Genomic DNA, 16,987 nt, shown 5'->3' with positions numbered 1-16,987 from the left:
CAGGCTCTATCCCTTATTAAACAAGCTGTTTAGCCTTCTTGTCACCCGTTAAGCTGTATCTCCAAGCTTTAGCACTGCATAAACGCCTGCTGGGAGACAATCATCCTCATGTCGCTATTAGCCTCAACAACCTGGCTGGACTTTACAAATCCCAAGGAAAGTACGAGCAATCCGAACCCCTACTTCTCCAAGCTTTAGAGATTCTGGAGCGACAGTTAGGAGTGAATCACCCGAATACTATTACTTGTAGAGAAAATTTAGCAGATTTACGCGATGCTCTGAAGTCACAACAGTAAAATTCAAGTTGCAATTATTCAGTGTATTCATTGTTTCCATGTCAAAATCCGCCAACATCAGCACCAAACGCTTAATTAGCCTCTCGTCCAATAATTGGGTAAAAGAGGTGCGATCGCTTTGATATGATTTAACTAGGAGTGCGATCGCTCTTATTCCGGTGTAAAATGACGAGCGATCGCGCAGTGTGCGTTTTAGGCGATCGCTTGCATTTATATAAGTAAGTCGGCGAGAAAAAATCAAACTATGTTAAGCAATGTAAAATAATTAAAATTCATTTCGTAGTCAGAGCTACCCTACTGGTTCTGCGAAGCAGTACAGCCCTTATTTGAGGACTAAAGTCCTCACTACAAATCTTTAATTATTTACTTCGTCCTACTCATACGACATTACAAATTAGTTTTATATTCAACAAAAAAGAGGTCTACTTTGACCCCTTAGCAACTCCCTAGAATGATTTTTGTTAAATAACAATTAATTACAGCAAACCAGCATTAGTACCTTGCTTACCAGTTGCTAATTCTACCTTAACGATTTTTCCGCCCATTTTTTGAATGCGTTGCTGTTCGCGGAACCAATTTTCGTAAGGAACTAACTTAGTAAAGTAAGTGTTTTGTAGCTCTCTTTGGGTACGAATCCGGGTTTGACTTGGTACACAAGCAGTAATTTTAAACAATCGCGACATATTCTTCTTCTCCTACTGTGATTGTGAAAGCTTTTTTATTTCAAACAAAAATGGGAGTGTGTATTTTATGCAAATGTTTAAATTAATCACTCCAAGCCTGGAAATCAAGCATCAATACTAGACCGCTAACACTCATTCAACATATAAGCAATAAAACGTTCTAGCACTCACAATTGATTTCCAGACCTTATAAAGCTGCACCTAATCTCTTAGGTACAAACCAGCTTTTAGCTCAAGCCAGAGGAGATATAGTCTAAGTAAACACCCATTTCTTTACCAGCATCGGGGCCTACTAGGCTAGCGGTTACTTCTTTGATAGCTTGGATAGCTTGTACAGTAGCACCTACGGGAACTCCCAAGGAGTTGTAGGTTTCTTTCAAGCCATTCAATACGCGCTCATCCAAGATGGAAGGATCGCCAGCTAGCATAGCGTAGGTAGCGTAGCGTAGGTAGTAATCCAAGTCACGGATACAAGCAGCGTAACGACGGGTGGTGTACATGTTACCACCGGGACGAGTGATGTCAGAGTATAGCAGAGACTTAGCTACAGCTTCTTTGACGATGGCAGCTGCGTTAGCACTGATGGTGGTAGCTGCACGAACGCGCAGTTCACCAGTTACGAAGTAGCCTTTGAGCTTTTCTAGTGCAGCGGTGTCAAGGTATTTGCCTTGAACATCTGAAGCATTAATGACGGAGGTAATTGCGTCTTGCATGTTGTTATTTCCTTATTTCCAACCTTATTGCAATACTTGTGTTTCAGCAGAAGTAAAAATAGCTTCAGCTTACTGCATCGCACCGACTAGGTAGTCGAAGTAAGCGCCAGCTTCACCAGAGTCTTCAGCAGACAACAGGGTAGCAGCAACATTCTTCATCGCGGTAACGCCACCAGCCACAGCATCGATAGGTGTGCCGAGGGACTTGTACATTTCGCGAACACCCACAACGCCGATTTCTTCGATGGGGGTAACATCACCGGAAACAATTCCGTAGGTGACAAGGCGGAGGTAGTAGTCTAGGTCACGCAGACAGGTAGCGGTCATTTCTTGTCCGTAAGCGTTTCCACCAGGAGAAACAACGTCAGGGCGCTTTTGGAACAATTGATCGCCAGCTTGCTTAACAATGCGCTCGCGGTTGTCGGTCAAAACTTGAGCGATGCGGAGGCGACGTTCACCACCAGAAACAAAGCTTTTGATCCGATCCAGTTCGCCAGGGCTAAGATAGCGGGCTTCTGCATCAGCATTCACGATGGACTTCGTGACGATACTCATTAATGGATTCCTCCAGTACTAATGAAACCAGAATTTGATTAAACTGGTGCGACTTTAAAATTTGGTTGGTAGAGTTGCTGTTTTCTCGTTGTGTCAGATACCACAGTTAAGCAACTGCCATAGCTGTAACATTACAAGTTTGCTTGAGTAAACACAACTCAACAATCTTGAGAGCGCAACATACCTTCCGCAAAATATTTTCCGGCATTCTGTAGAGCATTTATGACTGCTCTTAATACTTTGTAATATTACTTTTCAGATTTGCAATGACACTTGCTGGCTGAAAGCGTTACTACAAAAGGTTGCGGAGTGCTTAGAAGGGGAATGAAGGAGATAGGGAGAGATGAGGAAGATAAACCCCTACTCCCTACTCCCCACTCCCTACTCCCTTGTCTCTAGCGATCGCTTGGTCGTCCTGTCAGTACAGAAGGTGACAAACTAGACCAAGATTGTTTCACTAAGTCAGCAGCTGCTTGGACACTACCGAGGTAGTTACCAGCTGGTAGAGATGGGTAGCGTGGGTAAGGTACTACGTCTTCCCCAAAGAAGCGCGCATACTCTGGACTATCCACCATTGCCTCTACAGCGGCTCTTAAACCACTATCAGCTAACAGTTTGTTATACTGGCGGATTTCGCCTTGTGTAGCGGGTGCGCGTCCCAATATGTGACGGAATAGGAATTCAATCACTTTGGTGTTGGGATAAGGCGTATAGAACCGCTTGCGATAGATTTCTGAACTAGCTAGTTCTCTCACGAACTCCCGGACAGAAATTTCGCCATTCCGCAGTTTGCTATCTAAGTTAGAACGGCGGTAGTCCTCAGGAACCTGACCACTAAATACATCCAATACTTGACAGTAAGCGGCATTGATTACCTGTTGCTTTTCAGCTTGGCTACCACCTACAGTCATGCGGTGAATACGTGCAGGTTTACGGCGGGTTGTACCCACACCTACTTCTACCGATTGACCACGACCATCATTGAAGGAACGACCCAACTCAATGAACAACGGCTTGGTCTTATCCATAGACTTAGCTTGGGCTGCCAAATCTGCGATCGCCTTCGCTAAAATTGGTGTCTTCGCCGACTCGATGCGGGGCTTCACTGTTTCAAAGCTAGGCACAACCAAATCTTTGTTTTGCTTGGTGAGTTGGTTGTAAAGCTTTTGCGTGTTGGGGAAGTTAGCCGCAGGTAAAGTCGGGAAGCGACGATAAGGAACCGTATCTTCACCGAATGATTGGCTATATTCAACACTTTCGACCATCGCATTAATAAATGCCCGAATCCCTTGAGTAGCCAAAATTTGGTTATACTTGCGGATTTCTGCCTGGTCTAAAGGCGCACGTCCTAAGAAGTGCTTGGTTCCCAACTCAATGACTTTGGTGTTGGGATAAGGTGTGTAGAATTCTTTCAGGTAAAGATTGGAATAACCCAAACCTGCAATAAATTCCTTGACGCTGATTTCGCCGTTACTGAGCTTACTTTCTAACGTTGTAAATTCGTTCTTGATGATATACGGTGCAACATCACGCTCAAAAATTTGGCGATAAGCAGCGCTAATCAAAGTTTGAACAGCAACTTTATTGCTGGTATCCGCTACCAACTTGAAGACTTTGGTTTGTTCGCGCTTCTTGGTAACGCCTTGGTTAATTCGGTATTGAATATCGGGTTCTGTACGATTTTCGGTAACTGTACCCAATTCAACAAAGCGTGGTGTTTCTTGTTTTTCAACCTTCGCAGCACCAACATCTTCACGAATACTACCAACGCGTAATTGCCGCAACGATACACCAGCCGGGGTCAAATAACGTTCGTAAGGAACGGTATCTTCACCAAAGGCTTGGCTGTACTCATCGGTATCGAGGATGGCGTCAACCACCGCATAGAAACCTTTTTTGGAGGCGATATCAAAGTACTTGTTGTTTTCTTGACGACCGTAAGTAGGACGACCCAACAAGCGGCGGTGCATGTACTCGATGGACTTACACACATACAGTGATGTCCAGTACAGCTTGCGGAATAAATCCGACTTCGCCAACATGCGGATAAACTCCCGCATGGAAATTTCGCCGTTTTCCAGCTTGATTTCTGCTACCTTCAGTCGTTGACCTTCGTAAACATCACGACCAAAAACTTGCAGGTAAGCTGCTCTAATTACTGCTTGGGTAGAGCTTTCAGAGAATTTGACGCTGACACCTTGACCACCCTTTCTGCTGAGAGTCGAAGGAATTTGGTCTAGTTTGAACACCTTGCGTCCCAGAGTACCAGGAGCTTCACCCCGTGCTTGGGGATTACTCAATTGGTTATTAATCCCAGGCCCTTGGTGAATCAAGATGCGGCGGGTATCCTTACCAAATGGTGCTGGGCTGCTGCTGGGATTGCGAGTTTCTTTCGGGAAAATCGCCCCAAACTGAATTTCCAAGGGGTCATTACCGGAACCGTAGGGATGTTGGTCTGGTAGTGGGCGATCGTAAGCAGCAAAGGTGGTGATAAACTGAGGTACTTTGCGGAAAGGCGCACTGTAATTAAACAGGTCTTGTTGCGGCCCCCAGTTCCGACATTCTTGGGCTTCTTGACCCAGACCCCGGATGTAGGGTACTGTTTCTTCGCCAAAGTAATCGCTGTATTCGTCAGAATCCACCAAAGCATCTACTAAAGCTGGTAGACCGCCGTTAGAAATAATCGCAAAGTATTTTTGTACTTCTTCCCGGCTACTTGGCCCCCGTCCTAAAATGTGACGGAAAGCTAATTCGATAACTCGGCTGTTAATAAAAGGCTGGTAAAACTGTTTTTGGTAAAGAGGAGATTTAGCGAGACGGCGGATAAACTCCTTCATGGAGATATCGCCATTTTTTACCTTAGATTCCAGGTCAGAAATAGACAAGCTATAAGCACGGGTAATATCGCGCTCAAAAAGTTGCCGATAAGCTGCTTTGATAATCTCGGTTTTTTCACTGGCTGATAAACCAGTCTTCATGACAAACTTGGGACGACGTTCTGCTGCTACAGAGTAAATTTGTGGCAGTTGTAGTCCTTGTTGGTCACCGGAGGGACGTTGACGCAGTTTGTTAGAAGGCGTGGGGGCTTTAAATTCATTCAGCAGAATATCCATGTACTGAGACACAATATCTGTGGCCTCAGCATCCTTGCGGAAATAGGAAAGTGACGCTGATTTAATTTCTTGTAAAGCCACCAATGTCGCTTCACCAGAGCAAGCATTTTCAATGATTTCCCGCAAACCCCGTGTATTGACCACGATGATATTCGGGTCACCCGCGACAATGGCGTAAGTCGCATAGCGCAAGAACCAGGATAAATCCCGTAAGCTCTTGGCCATATTGCTAGGGCCATAACGAGCAACGTTGATTGGTCTAAAACCAGCCGGAGTTGGGCCACCAGGAGATGTATTAAAGATGGAACGAAGATTTTCTAGAAACCCACCACGACTTTCAACGTAGGTTACGGTTCCTAGTTTCATTCCTTCTGTCACACCTCCAGCAGCAGTAGCACCAGCCGTAGCCATAGCCAATTCTTCTACTTGAGGCTTTTCTAAGAAAGCCATTGGCGAACCACCGACAAAAATCCGGTTAGCCGCGCGCGAGACGATAATTTCCGAATTTTCCGTCAGCGTTTGAGCAATGTCCAGACGTTTTGCACCAGAGGCAAAATAGCTTGCCAGTTCGCTTAGTTCACCAGTTCCCAAAAAGCGGTCTTGTTGTTCCGCTTGGGAAATTGTAGACACAGTTAGCGTTTGATATAGTTGCGGACGCGCAACCGAGCTGCCACCACTTGCCTTAACACTCATTTGATTTGTAAAACTCCCATCATAATTATTTATGTGTTAAGTCTGGGTTGTTTTGAGGCTTGACACATCGGTGTAATCATGCTTAGAGTAACGCCTGCAAAACTGCCAGTAAATTAACCCAGTTAGCTTTAGATTAAAACGTTTTGCGTTTTCCCTGGTGATTTATTAAGAACTATGTAGAACCTGTAATCTAAATCTGTTACTCCGGATGAGTATATATCTCTAGGTCGCCATTTTCGCTATTAACTCTCTCACGGCTGAGGGATAAATGCATATTTTATTGCAGATATGCAAATATTTAATATTTTCTTAATATAATCGCGTTGCCCGACTAGAATTGGGCAGGCGATAAGCCCGGAGGGCATGGCTAGAGCCTCCGGATGCCGCAGGCTGTACGCCTATCGCTTCAATAGTGTTACTAGCTAAATAACTGCTTGGAGGAACAGCAGACTGCGGCTCATTGCGTAGGCGAAGCCCATCGTTCGCGTAGCGTCTCGCAGAGAAGATATCGTAGGGAAGCAATCTCAAAGCCTTTATTTTCTCACTACGAATGAAGTTAAAATCAATATAAGAAGTTTAAGAATATAAATTATGAATTTAGCTGATAAAACCTCCTCTAGCAAAATAACACCCAAGTTAACTTATGATGTACTAATTGAAAATCAAACAGATGGCACAATTAAAGCAACATTACTAGGTTTACCAGACTGCCAAGCTTTAGGTAATACAGAATCAGAAGCCATAGAACAACTCAGTCAAAGTTTAAAAAATCGGTTAGAAATAGCCAAAATTGTGACTTTACAAATTGATGCACCTATATCAGAGAATCCTTGGTTAAAAATAGCTGGCAAATATAAAGATGACCCGCAATTTGATGAAATGCTCAAATATATAGAAGAATATCGACGTGAATTAGATGAAATTGATTATTTAAAATTCGATTATGAATAATTATTGTCCATTCAGGTGCATTTATCATTAAATGTTTGTCTGATATCAATATCATGCAATATGTGTAAATTATTTAGGGTTGCGATTAGTAAATGCAATAAAAAATATTAATGCAAGTAAAATTACAGTTACAAGTAGAATAATAAAAATAAAATCATTATTAATGAAAGAACGTAAACCTGCCATAATTAATCCTGATAATACATGAATGGCTAAGTTACCTGTACTATCTTGTTGTAAAGTATTATTTGTACTTTGATCGCTAGTTTGAGTTTTTGCAGAAATTGTTGCTTCTTGTTTAACTTCTAATGCAGAAAGTGCAACTTGGCGATTGCTGTAAGCATAAGTACAGTTGGGATCAATATTGAGAGCCTGGTTATAATCATCTATCGCCCCTTGCTTGTCCCCTAAGTGATAACGAGCAAGGCCACGGTTATTGTAGGCTAAAGCATAGTCGGGACTAATCTTGAGGACTTGATTGTAATCATCTATCGCCCCTTGCTTGTCCCCTAAGTGATAACGAGCAAGGCCACGGTTATTGTAGGCTAAAGCATAGTCGGGACTAATCTTGAGGACTTGATTGTAATCATCTATCGCCCCTTGCTTGTCTCCTAAGTGATAACGAGCAAGGCCACGGTTGTGGTAGGCATAAGTATAGTCAGGACTAATCTTGAGAGCTTGATTGTAACAAGCTATCGCTCCTTGCATGTTTCCTAAGTGATAACATACATTACCGTTATTATTGTAGGTATCAGCATCTTGATCTTTGTAGGAGGTTTGATTTCCAGGAAAAATATCAACCCCACGAAATTTTGTAGAGCGATCGCACCAATAACATGTACCATAAGTTCGGTTATAGTAATGACTATCTACCCTCCCGCACAAATTTAGATCATTACAAGCAACTTTTAACGCCTGTAACCATTCTTGAGCAGATGGGCGTAAACGAGGATCGTTATGACCATCATTAAAACACCGAAGAAAACAACGCTGTATTTCCGGATGAACAATTTCAAGCGGAATTGTCCTGTCTACAGCTTGCAACAGACTATTTGGTGAATATAGCCATAAACCACGACGAATTAGTTCATTACTTTCTGGCGTTTCCCCTGTACCAGTCCACTGTCCCGAAAAAGGGCTTTGTCCACCAAACAACATTTGATAGATAATGACTGCTAAACGAAAGCGATCGTGTACTTCTGTTTGATAAAGATGAGAAAAATCTTCACCAATAAGTTCTGGTGGTGTGTAGTCGGGGGAACCTACCGGACAAAAATAAATATAACCGTTTTTAGAATTACGAACTTGAAAAGAATCTGTATCAATAATTGAAGGTAAAGCTCGATTATTAACAAGAATATTTTGTGGCTTAATATCACCCAATACATAGCGATTAGCATGAAGCGCCGCAACAATTGAGGCTATATTTTGTGCTGTTATGTGCAGAAAACGCCAATCAATTTTAAGTTTTAGTTTCTTATAGCGTTGTGGATTATATACTTCAATCAACTCTTTTGAGTCTTTAATTTCTGGCATCAAAAAGCCGACAAAATTACCCTGAGAGTTTTTCAACACCGACTTCGGCCAAGCAAAAGAAATATGATGAAGATGAGAATTTGGCTCTTGAGGTGGGTGTGCTATCATCACTTCTAATTTCTGCACACGTTCTAAAGTTGGCTCTTTATATATTTTTGCTAAATAACCATTGCTATTAGTTCGCCAAATCTTACCTTCACCGCTATCAGCTATTGGTTCACCAAGTAGAGTAATAGATTTACCAGTATTAGCACAGGTGAGAATTGTCATTGAGTTTTACTCTCTTTCCCAAAGACACAAAAGCAAAGTTTTATCATCATCAGTACGCGCATTTAGTCGTTCCGACTGGAGTAATTCTATCAAATATTTATCGTTTTCCTCTGGGTTTGATGTTTCTCGTAAATATTCCTCAAAAGGTTTAAAAAAAGGTGGGAATGCTTTCCATTCTTGTAAGCGGATAGCTACTTTTTCCAATCCATCAGTAGAAACACAAATAAACTCTTGCTCTCCTGAGATAACATCCACTTGCATTTCTTTGAGTGCATTCTCTGAAGTAATAAAAGTTGTTTCATTAGCAAACTCACCCTTATCAGGTTTAAACAACAGTTGATATCCTGAATCTTCATGAGGACGCACTACAATAAATCCATCGCCAATTTGCATAGCTGCTAACCAGTTTGGAGTAGCCACAAAAACTAAGAGTGTGCAAGCTAAATCGTGAATAGAATAATCTTCTGTGGTTGCTTTATTGCATAATTCTGCAAGTACTTTTTTATGGGTTTTACTAAACAATTTTTCTGCTTCAGTTTGTGAAAGTTTTTGAGAAAATCTTTGCCAGCAACGTTTACGCTTGTGAAGATATTCACTAATTTTTGATAAATATTTGAGTCCTGTTTTTACAGCTAACTGAGAACCAACATCAGAATATTTAGCACTACCAGCACCATCAGCAACAGCACCTACAATTACATCATCATAAATACGATAAAAACCATAGTCTTGACAAGGTATTTCTTGACTTTGATGACTTGTTCCTACTTCAGAACGAGCAATTGCTTTCCAACTCACAATAAACCTCAAAATTTAGGTAGTAATTTGACCCCAACCCACAGCAGGTAAAGCCACAGCCTCACCTACTTTGCCACAAGAAACTCGTTTCATAGAAGTAGAAAGCCAAACAAATAAACCACGAAAATCTAATCCAGTTAGCATCATGGGTGGACGTTGCGGAGGAGCAATTTGTCTGAGTTTGTTCATATCTGCACCTTGGACAGCAACAGTAAAAAATGACAATCGCCGATTTTCTTCTGCGTCTTTCACTCTTTGTGCTGCACTTTCCCAATAATCTGTCGGCGCACCATCAGTAATTAAAAATACCCAAGGACGATAATAAAGAATACCGTTATCTTTATAAGTTTGTTTCCGATTTTCCAACAAATCTAAAGCACACTCTATCGCTTCCCCCATTGGCGTTAAACCATCTGCTACTAGTTTGGGTGGTATAAATTGCTCTATAGACACAAAATCTTGCATTGGTTGCACTACTCCCCCAAAAGTAACAATAGCTACTTCTACGCTCAGAGAAGCTTGGGCATCTTTCAAAACATCTTCCTTAAAAGCAGCTAATCCTCGATTTAATTCTTGAATAGGCTGGCCTAACATAGAACCAGAGGTATCAAGCAACAGTACTACTGGGCAACGATTTTCTGGATTTTCTGCAAATTCGGGTAGTCCGATCGCCATCCGATACTCCTATTTAAGTAAAAAATAATACAAACTATATGAATCAAATTCTATTTGCTACATGGATGCTTAAGGCTTAGTATTTTTACTGAAAAAATACACACTATTTAAATAATCTAGAGTTCAACCAGCAAAGAATTACATGGCACATTTACAACAAGATTGTTAGGTTTATCAGATTGATCAGGTTGATGAAATTACAATTCAGTTAAGAATAATTAATCGCCGATAAACTAAGATGTTTATTTCTAAATACCTTTAACTGAATATTTCAAATGTAAGTTACATTAGAAATTAAAAAATATAATGTATCAAGTAGATCCGCCTTTACCTCCTACAGAAACACTGCCAACGATGTATGACTTGCCAAGCGAAAATCCGGAGGAACCAGGTTTGCCAGATGAATTTCACCTTATACAACATGAATTACTCCGCATCACTTTTCGCCCCCATAGTTATGTCGAGAATCAAGTTTTTACAGCGAGTGATTTAAACTTATACTATGACCCTCATCATCCCCAATGGTATAAGCGCCCCGATTGGTTTGCAGTGTTGGGAGCATCACGTTTTTATAATGAAACAGAACTGCGGTTAAGTTATGTGACTTGGCAAGAAGGAATCAATCCTTTTGTGGTGGTGGAATTAATATCACCAGGTACAGAAGCAGAAGATTTAGGAAGGAGTTTAAGAGAAGTAAACCAACCACCTAATAAATGGTCAGTGTATGAGCAGATTTTGAGAATCCCTTATTATTTTGTTTTCAATCGTTATACTAATGAGTTGCACTGTTTTGGTTTAATGATGAACCGCTATCAACCTCTCTCTGTGAATGGGTTAGGTGTGTGGTTAGAGGAAGCAGAACTAGGTTTAGGATTATGGGATGGAGAATATCAAGGGTTAAAAAGATTATGGCTACGTTGGTTTGATCGGGATAATAATTGGTTGCCTACACCTGAAGAACAAGAAAAACAACGCGCTGACGCTGCTGAGTTAGAAGTTGCTAAGTTGCGGCAATTGTTACGTGAACAAGGAATCAATTTACCGGATAGCGAATAATCCTCTCCTATTCAATAGGTTTTAAGAAGAAGCAATTTGTTTGACTTTATTCATACACTTTCTTTTGCTTCTCCTCTCTGCGTCTTAGCGACTTTGCGTGAGATTAAAATTATCCCTTTAATCAGCAACCCTATCTGTCGGCATACCTTAAATATTAATTTCTATTTACAACTAAACAAACTTAGAAAGTCCCAATATAATCAACAACAAACCAGGTAAATAAGATAAGCGATTGAGTAACCGATTACTTGCAAGAAAAATTCCCACTTGTAAACCCAAATAAATCAAAAATCCACTCATCCCGGCAATAATTACTGTTGTTTGCCAAATAGAAAGTCCCATAAGTGCAGCACCAATACCAGCCAAAAACGAGTCGAGGGGGCAAAGAAAAGAACTGAAGCAATTAATCTTTTTAAATATTCCACCCTCACAATCAAAAAAATATACTGTGTCTCTTGCGTTAAAAATTCTATAACTTGTCGCTCAAGTACCCACCATTCGATAAACTCAGAATTGCCATAATTTTGCTTCCTCACCATGTCAGATTCTCAAACAGTTAGTACAGCAGTTGCCAATCTCTACAACACCTACCCCTTCCCCCCAGAACCACTGTTAGATGCACCACCCCCCGGCTATAACTGGCGCTGGAATTGGCTAGCCGCCCATAACTTCTGCACAGGCTTGAAACCCAAAAAACAAGACATCCGCATTCTAGACGCTGGTTGTGGCACAGGAGTAGGTACAGAATACTTAGTCCACCTCAACCCCCAAGCTAGTGTTGTGGGAATTGACCTCAGCGCTGGGGCTTTGGCAGTAGCAAAAGAACGTTGTCAGCGTTCTGGAGCTAACCGGGTTGAGTTTCACCATCTGAGCTTGTATGATGTTGAACAATTGCCAGGAGAGTTTGATTTAATTAACTGTGTGGGTGTGTTACATCATTTACCTGACCCCATACGTGGCATTCAAGCTTTAGCGAAAAAATTAGCTCCTGGTGGACTAATGCACATTTTTGTGTATGGTGAACTTGGACGCTGGGAAATTCAACTCATGCAAAAGGCGATCGCTCTCCTCCAAGGTGACAAAAAGGGCGATTACCGCGATGGTGTCCAAGTAGGACGCAAATTGTTTTCTTCTTTACCAGAAAAGAATCGTATTGTCAAGCGAGAAAAGGAACTTTGGTCATTAGAAAATCATAAGGATGAATGTTTTGCCGATATGTACGTTCATCCCCAGGAAATTGACTACAACATTGAGACGCTGTTTGCATTAATTGACGCTTCTGAACTGGAGTTTATCGGGTTTTCTAATCCTGGGTTTTGGCAGTTAGAAAGACTTTTAGCCAAAGCACCAGATTTAATTGAACGGGCAAAAGGATTGAGCGATCGCCAACGTTACCGCCTGATAGAATTACTAGATCCAGAAGTTACTCATTATGAATTTTTTCTCGGTCGTCTGCCGCAGATCAAGGTTGACTGGTCAGAAGATAAACTCTTATTGCAGGCAATTCCTGAACTTAATCCTTGTATTGAAGGATTTCCTAGTCAATGTATCTTTAATTACGAATACCAAATAATCAATTTGTCAGATACAGAGTTGGAGTTTTTACAAAAGTGTGATGGTAATTCCCCTGTGGCAGAAATTTTAGCAACAGTGCAGATCAGCTTGGAACAAGTCAAGACACTGCTTAAACAACAGCTGATTATATTGACACCCGGTTAAACAAGTCACCAAGACGCTGATTATACAATCGCTATTGCCTAGAAAACGGCGAAATTTGAAGAAATTTGGAATTGTGCAACCGGGAATTTTGGATATTTATCTGCCTCTTTCTCTGACACCATCGCCCTCTGATTTCTATTTTTCCATTACAGCATCAGGCTTCTACCGTTAGGCTGAATATGACAAGAAGTTAATTGTTTTTTTCTAAAGTATTGTTACCTGATCATGATATGATTCAGCTGACTGAATGTGCAGTCATCATAAGTTAGCTGTACTGGTTTCAAGTCTCGTGAGCTTGTCAGAAAATTCGACTGATCCCACTCCCACAACACAACAAGACACTCAATCTGGTTTTGAGGACACAGAACCAGTAAGCTCTTCCATGCAAGAGTTTTATCAACTCTATCAGGAGTTGCTGGTAATCACACTTGCCTTGACAGGGATTATTTTTATCTCTGTATGGATTGCTTATTCTCTAAACATTGCCCTGAATTATCTATTAGGGGCGTGTGCAGGTGTGCTTTACTTGAGGCTGTTGGCAAAAGATGTTGAGCGTTTAGGTAGAGAAAAACAGGCCCTGAGCAAAACTCGGTTAGCCTTATTAGTAGCGCTGATTTTGCTAGCATCGCGGTGGAATCAACTACAAATATTGCCCATATTTTTGGGATTTCTTACCTACAAAGCCACACTCATCATCTACGTAGTGAGGATGGCTTTTATCTCTGACTAGCTAAAGCTCCGACAACCTGAAAAGGCTGACAAAAGCTTTGCGTGAGGAATATCCACACAGCAAATTTGCTCCTCTTCTCCAGGTAATATTGGAGAAACGATTGATATGGAAAGAAAATGCTGAATTTTCTGAACTTCTACTCTCTTCCACTTGCCGAATTGGAAGTGGGTAAACATCTGTACTGGCAAATAGGCAACTTAAAGCTGCATGGTCAGGTGTTTCTCACCTCCTGGTTTGTTATTGGTGTACTAGTGCTAGTTTCCGTGGCCGCCAGCAGTAACATCAAAAGAATTCCCAGCGGTATACAGAACCTGATGGAGTATGCCCTGGAGTTCATTCGGGATTTGGCAAAAAACCAAATCGGCGAGAAAGAATATCGCCCTTGGGTGCCTTTTGTTGGCACTTTGTTTTTGTTCATTTTTGTGTCAAATTGGTCAGGGGCGCTGGTTCCTTTCAAGCTGATTCATTTACCAGAAGGTGAACTAACAGCACCTACAAGTGACATCAATACAACTGTTGCCTTAGCGTTACTGACATCACTAGCATATTTTTATGCTGGATTCAGCAAAAAAGGTTTAGGGTACTTTGGCAACTACGTCCAGCCAGTGTCGTTCATGTTGCCCTTCAAGATTATTGAAGACTTCACCAAGCCTCTTTCCCTAAGCTTCCGTTTATTCGGCAACATCTTGGCTGATGAACTTGTAGTAGGTGTATTGGTATTGCTAGTACCCTTATTTGTACCTTTGCCAGTAATGGCTTTGGGACTATTTACCAGCGCCATCCAAGCACTAATTTTTGCCACCTTAGCCGCTGCTTACATCGGTGAAGCGATGGAAGATCATCATGGCGAGGAGCATGAGGGGCATTAAATACCCCCAACAGTCATTAGTCTTTAGTCATGAGTTTTTTAACAATGATTAAGGTCAAATGGCAACTGACACACAACAACTTCTAGACCCATTCAACTCAGTAAAGTAAGGAAAGAATATCATGGATCCATTGGTTTCTGCTGCTTCCGTTTTAGCTGCTGCTCTAGCTGTTGGTTTGGCTGCAATCGGCCCTGGTATTGGTCAAGGTAATGCAGCAGGACAAGCTGTAGAAGGTATTGCTCGTCAGCCAGAAGCAGAAGGCAAAATTCGCGGTACATTGCTGTTAAGCTTGGCATTCATGGAAGCGCTAACCATCTACGGTCTAGTAGTTGCTCTAGTGCTATTGTTTGCTAACCCCTTCGCATAAACAGTACTGAGTGCTGAGTAAAAAAATTAGGAGTTAAGAGTTAGGAGTTAAGAGTTTAGCTCATAACTCATAACTCGTAACTCAGGACTCAGGACTAACAAAGTAGATTAAGAATTAGCAACCATGACACACTGGATCACCTTATTAGCTGTAGAAGAGGTTGCCAAAGAAGGGGGGCTATTCGATCTAGATGCTACCCTGCCCTTAATGGCAATTCAGTTTTTAATTTTAGCCATAGTGTTGAATGCAACACTATACAAGCCATTGGGCAATGCTATTGATGGACGGAATGAATATATCCGTAACAATCAATTAGAAGCACAAGAACGCTTGTCAAAAACAGAGAAATTGGCGCAGCAATACGAGCAAGATTTAGCAGGAGCTAGACGGCAAGCTCAAACAATTATTGCTGATGCTCAAGCCGAGGCGCAAAAAATAGCTGCTCAGAAAATAGCAGCCGCCCAACAAGAAGCCCAAGTTCAAAGAGAACAAGCCTCTAGTGAAATAGAGCAGCAAAAACAACAAGCTTTTGCTTCATTGGAGCAACAAGTGGATGCTCTGAGTCGCCAAATACTAGAAAAGCTTTTAGGAGCAGATTTAGCAAGTCGGCGCTAACTCAAACGTAAGTTGGAATCATTAAGTGACATTGTAAAGACGCCTTTGCTAAGTAACAATTGGCGGCGTCAGTAATGTTAGGCCTTGGCAGCGCAGTTGTGGATGAAAAATCATGGGGACTTTTTTACTGTTGATGGCGGAAGCCAGCGCCGTCGCAAGTGAATTGGCGGAGGAAGCCGGGAATGGTGGTTTTGGTCTAAATACAGATATTTTTGACACTAACCTCATTAACCTGGCCATTATTATTACTGTGCTGTTTGTATTTGGTCGGAAAGTTCTGGGTAAAACCTTGACAACTCGCCGGGAAAATATTGAAACAGCAATTAAGAATGCAGAACAACGTGCCGCCCAAGCTGCACAGCAACTGAAAGAAGCGCAGCAAAAACTAGCACAAGCTCAAGCAGAAGCTGAAAGAATCAAAGCAGCAGCCCAAGAAAACGCTCAAGCAGCCGGCGAAGCTATTTTAGCCCAAGCGACTGTAGACATTGAGCGCTTGCAAGCAGCAGGAGCAGCTGACTTGAGTACAGAACTAGATAAAGCGATCGCTCAATTGCGACAGAGGGTAGTTGTTCAAGCATTGCAAAAAGTCGAGTCGGAACTAAAAAGCGGCATAGCCGACGATGCTCAACAAATTTTGATTGAACGTAGCATCGCACAACTGGGAGGCGAAGTATGACAAGTAAGGTAGCAACAGCTGAAATAGCCCAGCCTTACGCACAGGCAATGTTGTCCATCGCACAATCAAAAAACTTGACAGAAGAGTTCGGCGAAGATGCGCGGACTTTGCGGAGTCTGCTATCGGAGAACCAGCAGCTACAAAGCTTTATTGGCAATCCCTTTATTCAGGGTGAGAGCAAAAAAGCTGCCATCAAACAAATACTTGGTGAAAGTGCTAACCCCTACCTCCGCAACTTTTTGTTGTTGCTGGTAGACAAACGACGCATTGTTTTCTTAGAAGCAATCCTCCAGCAGTATTTGGCGTTGTTGCGGCAACTGAATCAAACCGTATTAGCAGAAGTGACTTCAGCAGTTCCTCTATCAGAAACTCAACAGCAAGCGGTAGTGGAAAAAGTTCTCGCTATCACTGATGCTCGCCAGGTAGAGTTAGAAACTAAAATAGACAGCGAGTTAATTGGTGGTGTGATCATTAAAGTAGGCTCGCAGGTAATTGATGCCAGTTTACGAGGTCAGTTACGCCGCCTTTCTTTACGTTTAGCTAGTAATTCGTAATTACGCTACTTCTAAAGTTTTCTGGCTGTGCTGGTAACTTGATGGGAGATGAGAAAATTAAAGGAAAAGGGAAACGAGAAAAATTTTCCCCACTCCCTACTCCCCTTCGGGTGATGCC

Annotated in this window: 19 protein-coding genes; 10 read left to right on the top strand and 9 right to left on the bottom strand. The window is 41.9% G+C overall.

The annotated features are described in order from the left end of the window. The first annotated feature begins 38 nt into the window (after positions 1-38). Positions 39-296, top strand: a complete 258-nt coding sequence (locus ACM0OS_RS15390) for a tetratricopeptide repeat protein (protein ID WP_414544063.1) — start codon at positions 39-41, stop codon at positions 294-296. Here ACM0OS_RS15390 and ACM0OS_RS15385 read toward each other — a convergent pair. From ACM0OS_RS15385 to ACM0OS_RS15365, 5 genes are all read right to left on the bottom strand, one after another. Continuing rightward, positions 241-537 carry a hypothetical protein gene (locus ACM0OS_RS15385; protein ID WP_414544062.1) on the bottom strand — a complete coding sequence of 99 codons (297 nt, stop codon included), beginning with the start codon at positions 535-537 and terminating at the stop codon, positions 241-243. The two genes, ACM0OS_RS15390 and ACM0OS_RS15385, sit on opposite strands and share 56 nt — an antisense overlap. Before the next feature lie 235 nt (positions 538-772). Beyond that, positions 773-979: a phycobilisome linker polypeptide gene (locus ACM0OS_RS15380; protein ID WP_414544061.1), complete on the bottom strand. Its 207-nt coding sequence runs from the start codon at positions 977-979 to the stop codon at positions 773-775. Between the two features lie 227 nt (positions 980-1,206). After that, positions 1,207-1,692 carry an allophycocyanin subunit beta gene (gene apcB / locus ACM0OS_RS15375; RefSeq protein ID WP_414544060.1) on the bottom strand — a complete coding sequence of 162 codons (486 nt, stop codon included), beginning with the start codon at positions 1,690-1,692 and terminating at the stop codon, positions 1,207-1,209. A gap of 69 nt (positions 1,693-1,761) precedes the next feature. Continuing rightward, the gene (gene apcA / locus ACM0OS_RS15370; protein ID WP_414544059.1) at positions 1,762-2,247 is read right to left on the bottom strand and encodes an allophycocyanin subunit alpha; all 486 of its coding nucleotides are present in this window, start codon (positions 2,245-2,247) and stop codon (positions 1,762-1,764) included. A 395-nt stretch (positions 2,248-2,642) separates the two neighbouring features. Continuing rightward, positions 2,643-6,053: a phycobilisome rod-core linker polypeptide gene (locus ACM0OS_RS15365; protein ID WP_414544058.1), complete on the bottom strand. Its 3,411-nt coding sequence runs from the start codon at positions 6,051-6,053 to the stop codon at positions 2,643-2,645. A gap of 591 nt (positions 6,054-6,644) precedes the next feature. On the opposite strand from ACM0OS_RS15365, the gene ACM0OS_RS15360 reads away from it, so the two are divergent. Next, the gene (locus ACM0OS_RS15360; RefSeq protein WP_414544057.1) at positions 6,645-7,004 is read left to right on the top strand and encodes a hypothetical protein; all 360 of its coding nucleotides are present in this window, start codon (positions 6,645-6,647) and stop codon (positions 7,002-7,004) included. Between the two features lie 69 nt (positions 7,005-7,073). Here the strand turns inward: ACM0OS_RS15360 and ACM0OS_RS15355 are convergent, their stop codons facing one another. The 3 genes from ACM0OS_RS15355 to ACM0OS_RS15345 are packed head-to-tail and all read right to left on the bottom strand — an operon-like array spanning position 7,074 to position 10,283. After that, a complete protein-coding gene (locus tag ACM0OS_RS15355; protein ID WP_414544056.1) occupies positions 7,074-8,810 on the bottom strand; it encodes a tetratricopeptide repeat protein in 1,737 nt (578 codons plus the stop codon). A gap of 6 nt (positions 8,811-8,816) precedes the next feature. Continuing rightward, positions 8,817-9,608 (bottom strand): PP2C family serine/threonine-protein phosphatase, encoded by a 792-nt coding sequence (locus ACM0OS_RS15350; protein ID WP_414544055.1) that lies wholly within the window; start codon positions 9,606-9,608, stop codon positions 8,817-8,819. A 15-nt stretch (positions 9,609-9,623) separates the two neighbouring features. Beyond that, positions 9,624-10,283: a vWA domain-containing protein gene (locus ACM0OS_RS15345; protein ID WP_414544054.1), complete on the bottom strand. Its 660-nt coding sequence runs from the start codon at positions 10,281-10,283 to the stop codon at positions 9,624-9,626. Positions 10,284-10,589: 306 nt separating this feature from the next. On the opposite strand from ACM0OS_RS15345, the gene ACM0OS_RS15340 reads away from it, so the two are divergent. After that, entirely contained in the window at positions 10,590-11,339 is a 750-nt protein-coding gene (locus tag ACM0OS_RS15340; RefSeq protein ID WP_414544053.1) for a Uma2 family endonuclease, read from the top strand. A gap of 171 nt (positions 11,340-11,510) precedes the next feature. Here the strand turns inward: ACM0OS_RS15340 and ACM0OS_RS15335 are convergent, their stop codons facing one another. Beyond that, a complete protein-coding gene (locus ACM0OS_RS15335) occupies positions 11,511-11,747 on the bottom strand; it encodes a manganese efflux pump (protein WP_414544064.1) in 237 nt (78 codons plus the stop codon). A 129-nt stretch (positions 11,748-11,876) separates the two neighbouring features. On the opposite strand from ACM0OS_RS15335, the gene ACM0OS_RS15330 reads away from it, so the two are divergent. The 7 genes from ACM0OS_RS15330 to atpH all read left to right on the top strand — a co-directional run bounded on the left by ACM0OS_RS15330 (position 11,877) and on the right by atpH (position 16,869). After that, positions 11,877-13,058: a class I SAM-dependent methyltransferase gene (locus tag ACM0OS_RS15330; RefSeq protein WP_414544052.1), complete on the top strand. Its 1,182-nt coding sequence runs from the start codon at positions 11,877-11,879 to the stop codon at positions 13,056-13,058. Positions 13,059-13,347: 289 nt separating this feature from the next. Further along, positions 13,348-13,788, top strand: a complete 441-nt coding sequence (locus ACM0OS_RS15325; RefSeq protein ID WP_414544051.1) for an ATP synthase subunit I — start codon at positions 13,348-13,350, stop codon at positions 13,786-13,788. Positions 13,789-13,904: 116 nt separating this feature from the next. Further along, entirely contained in the window at positions 13,905-14,657 is a 753-nt protein-coding gene (atpB, locus tag ACM0OS_RS15320) for a F0F1 ATP synthase subunit A (RefSeq protein ID WP_414544050.1), read from the top strand. 121 nt (positions 14,658-14,778) lie between these two features. Then, positions 14,779-15,024: an ATP synthase F0 subunit C gene (atpE, locus tag ACM0OS_RS15315; protein WP_010994186.1), complete on the top strand. Its 246-nt coding sequence runs from the start codon at positions 14,779-14,781 to the stop codon at positions 15,022-15,024. 123 nt (positions 15,025-15,147) lie between these two features. After that, positions 15,148-15,639 carry a F0F1 ATP synthase subunit B' gene (locus ACM0OS_RS15310; RefSeq protein ID WP_414544049.1) on the top strand — a complete coding sequence of 164 codons (492 nt, stop codon included), beginning with the start codon at positions 15,148-15,150 and terminating at the stop codon, positions 15,637-15,639. A gap of 112 nt (positions 15,640-15,751) precedes the next feature. Further along, a complete protein-coding gene (locus ACM0OS_RS15305; RefSeq protein WP_414544048.1) occupies positions 15,752-16,315 on the top strand; it encodes a F0F1 ATP synthase subunit B in 564 nt (187 codons plus the stop codon). Further along, positions 16,312-16,869, top strand: coding sequence for an ATP synthase F1 subunit delta (gene atpH / locus ACM0OS_RS15300; RefSeq protein WP_414544047.1), 558 nt, complete (start codon positions 16,312-16,314; stop codon positions 16,867-16,869). The genes ACM0OS_RS15305 and atpH overlap by 4 nt, the downstream gene beginning before the upstream one ends. The last annotated feature ends 118 nt before the right edge of the window (positions 16,870-16,987 follow it).

The sequence above is a fragment of the Nostoc sp. CCY0012 genome (genome assembly GCF_963920855.1).
Taxonomy (GTDB): Bacteria; Cyanobacteriota; Cyanobacteriia; order Cyanobacteriales; family Nostocaceae; genus Cyanocohniella.
Note: the sequence above shows the minus strand (reverse complement) of the source record. Positions and strands in the feature narration are given on the sequence as shown.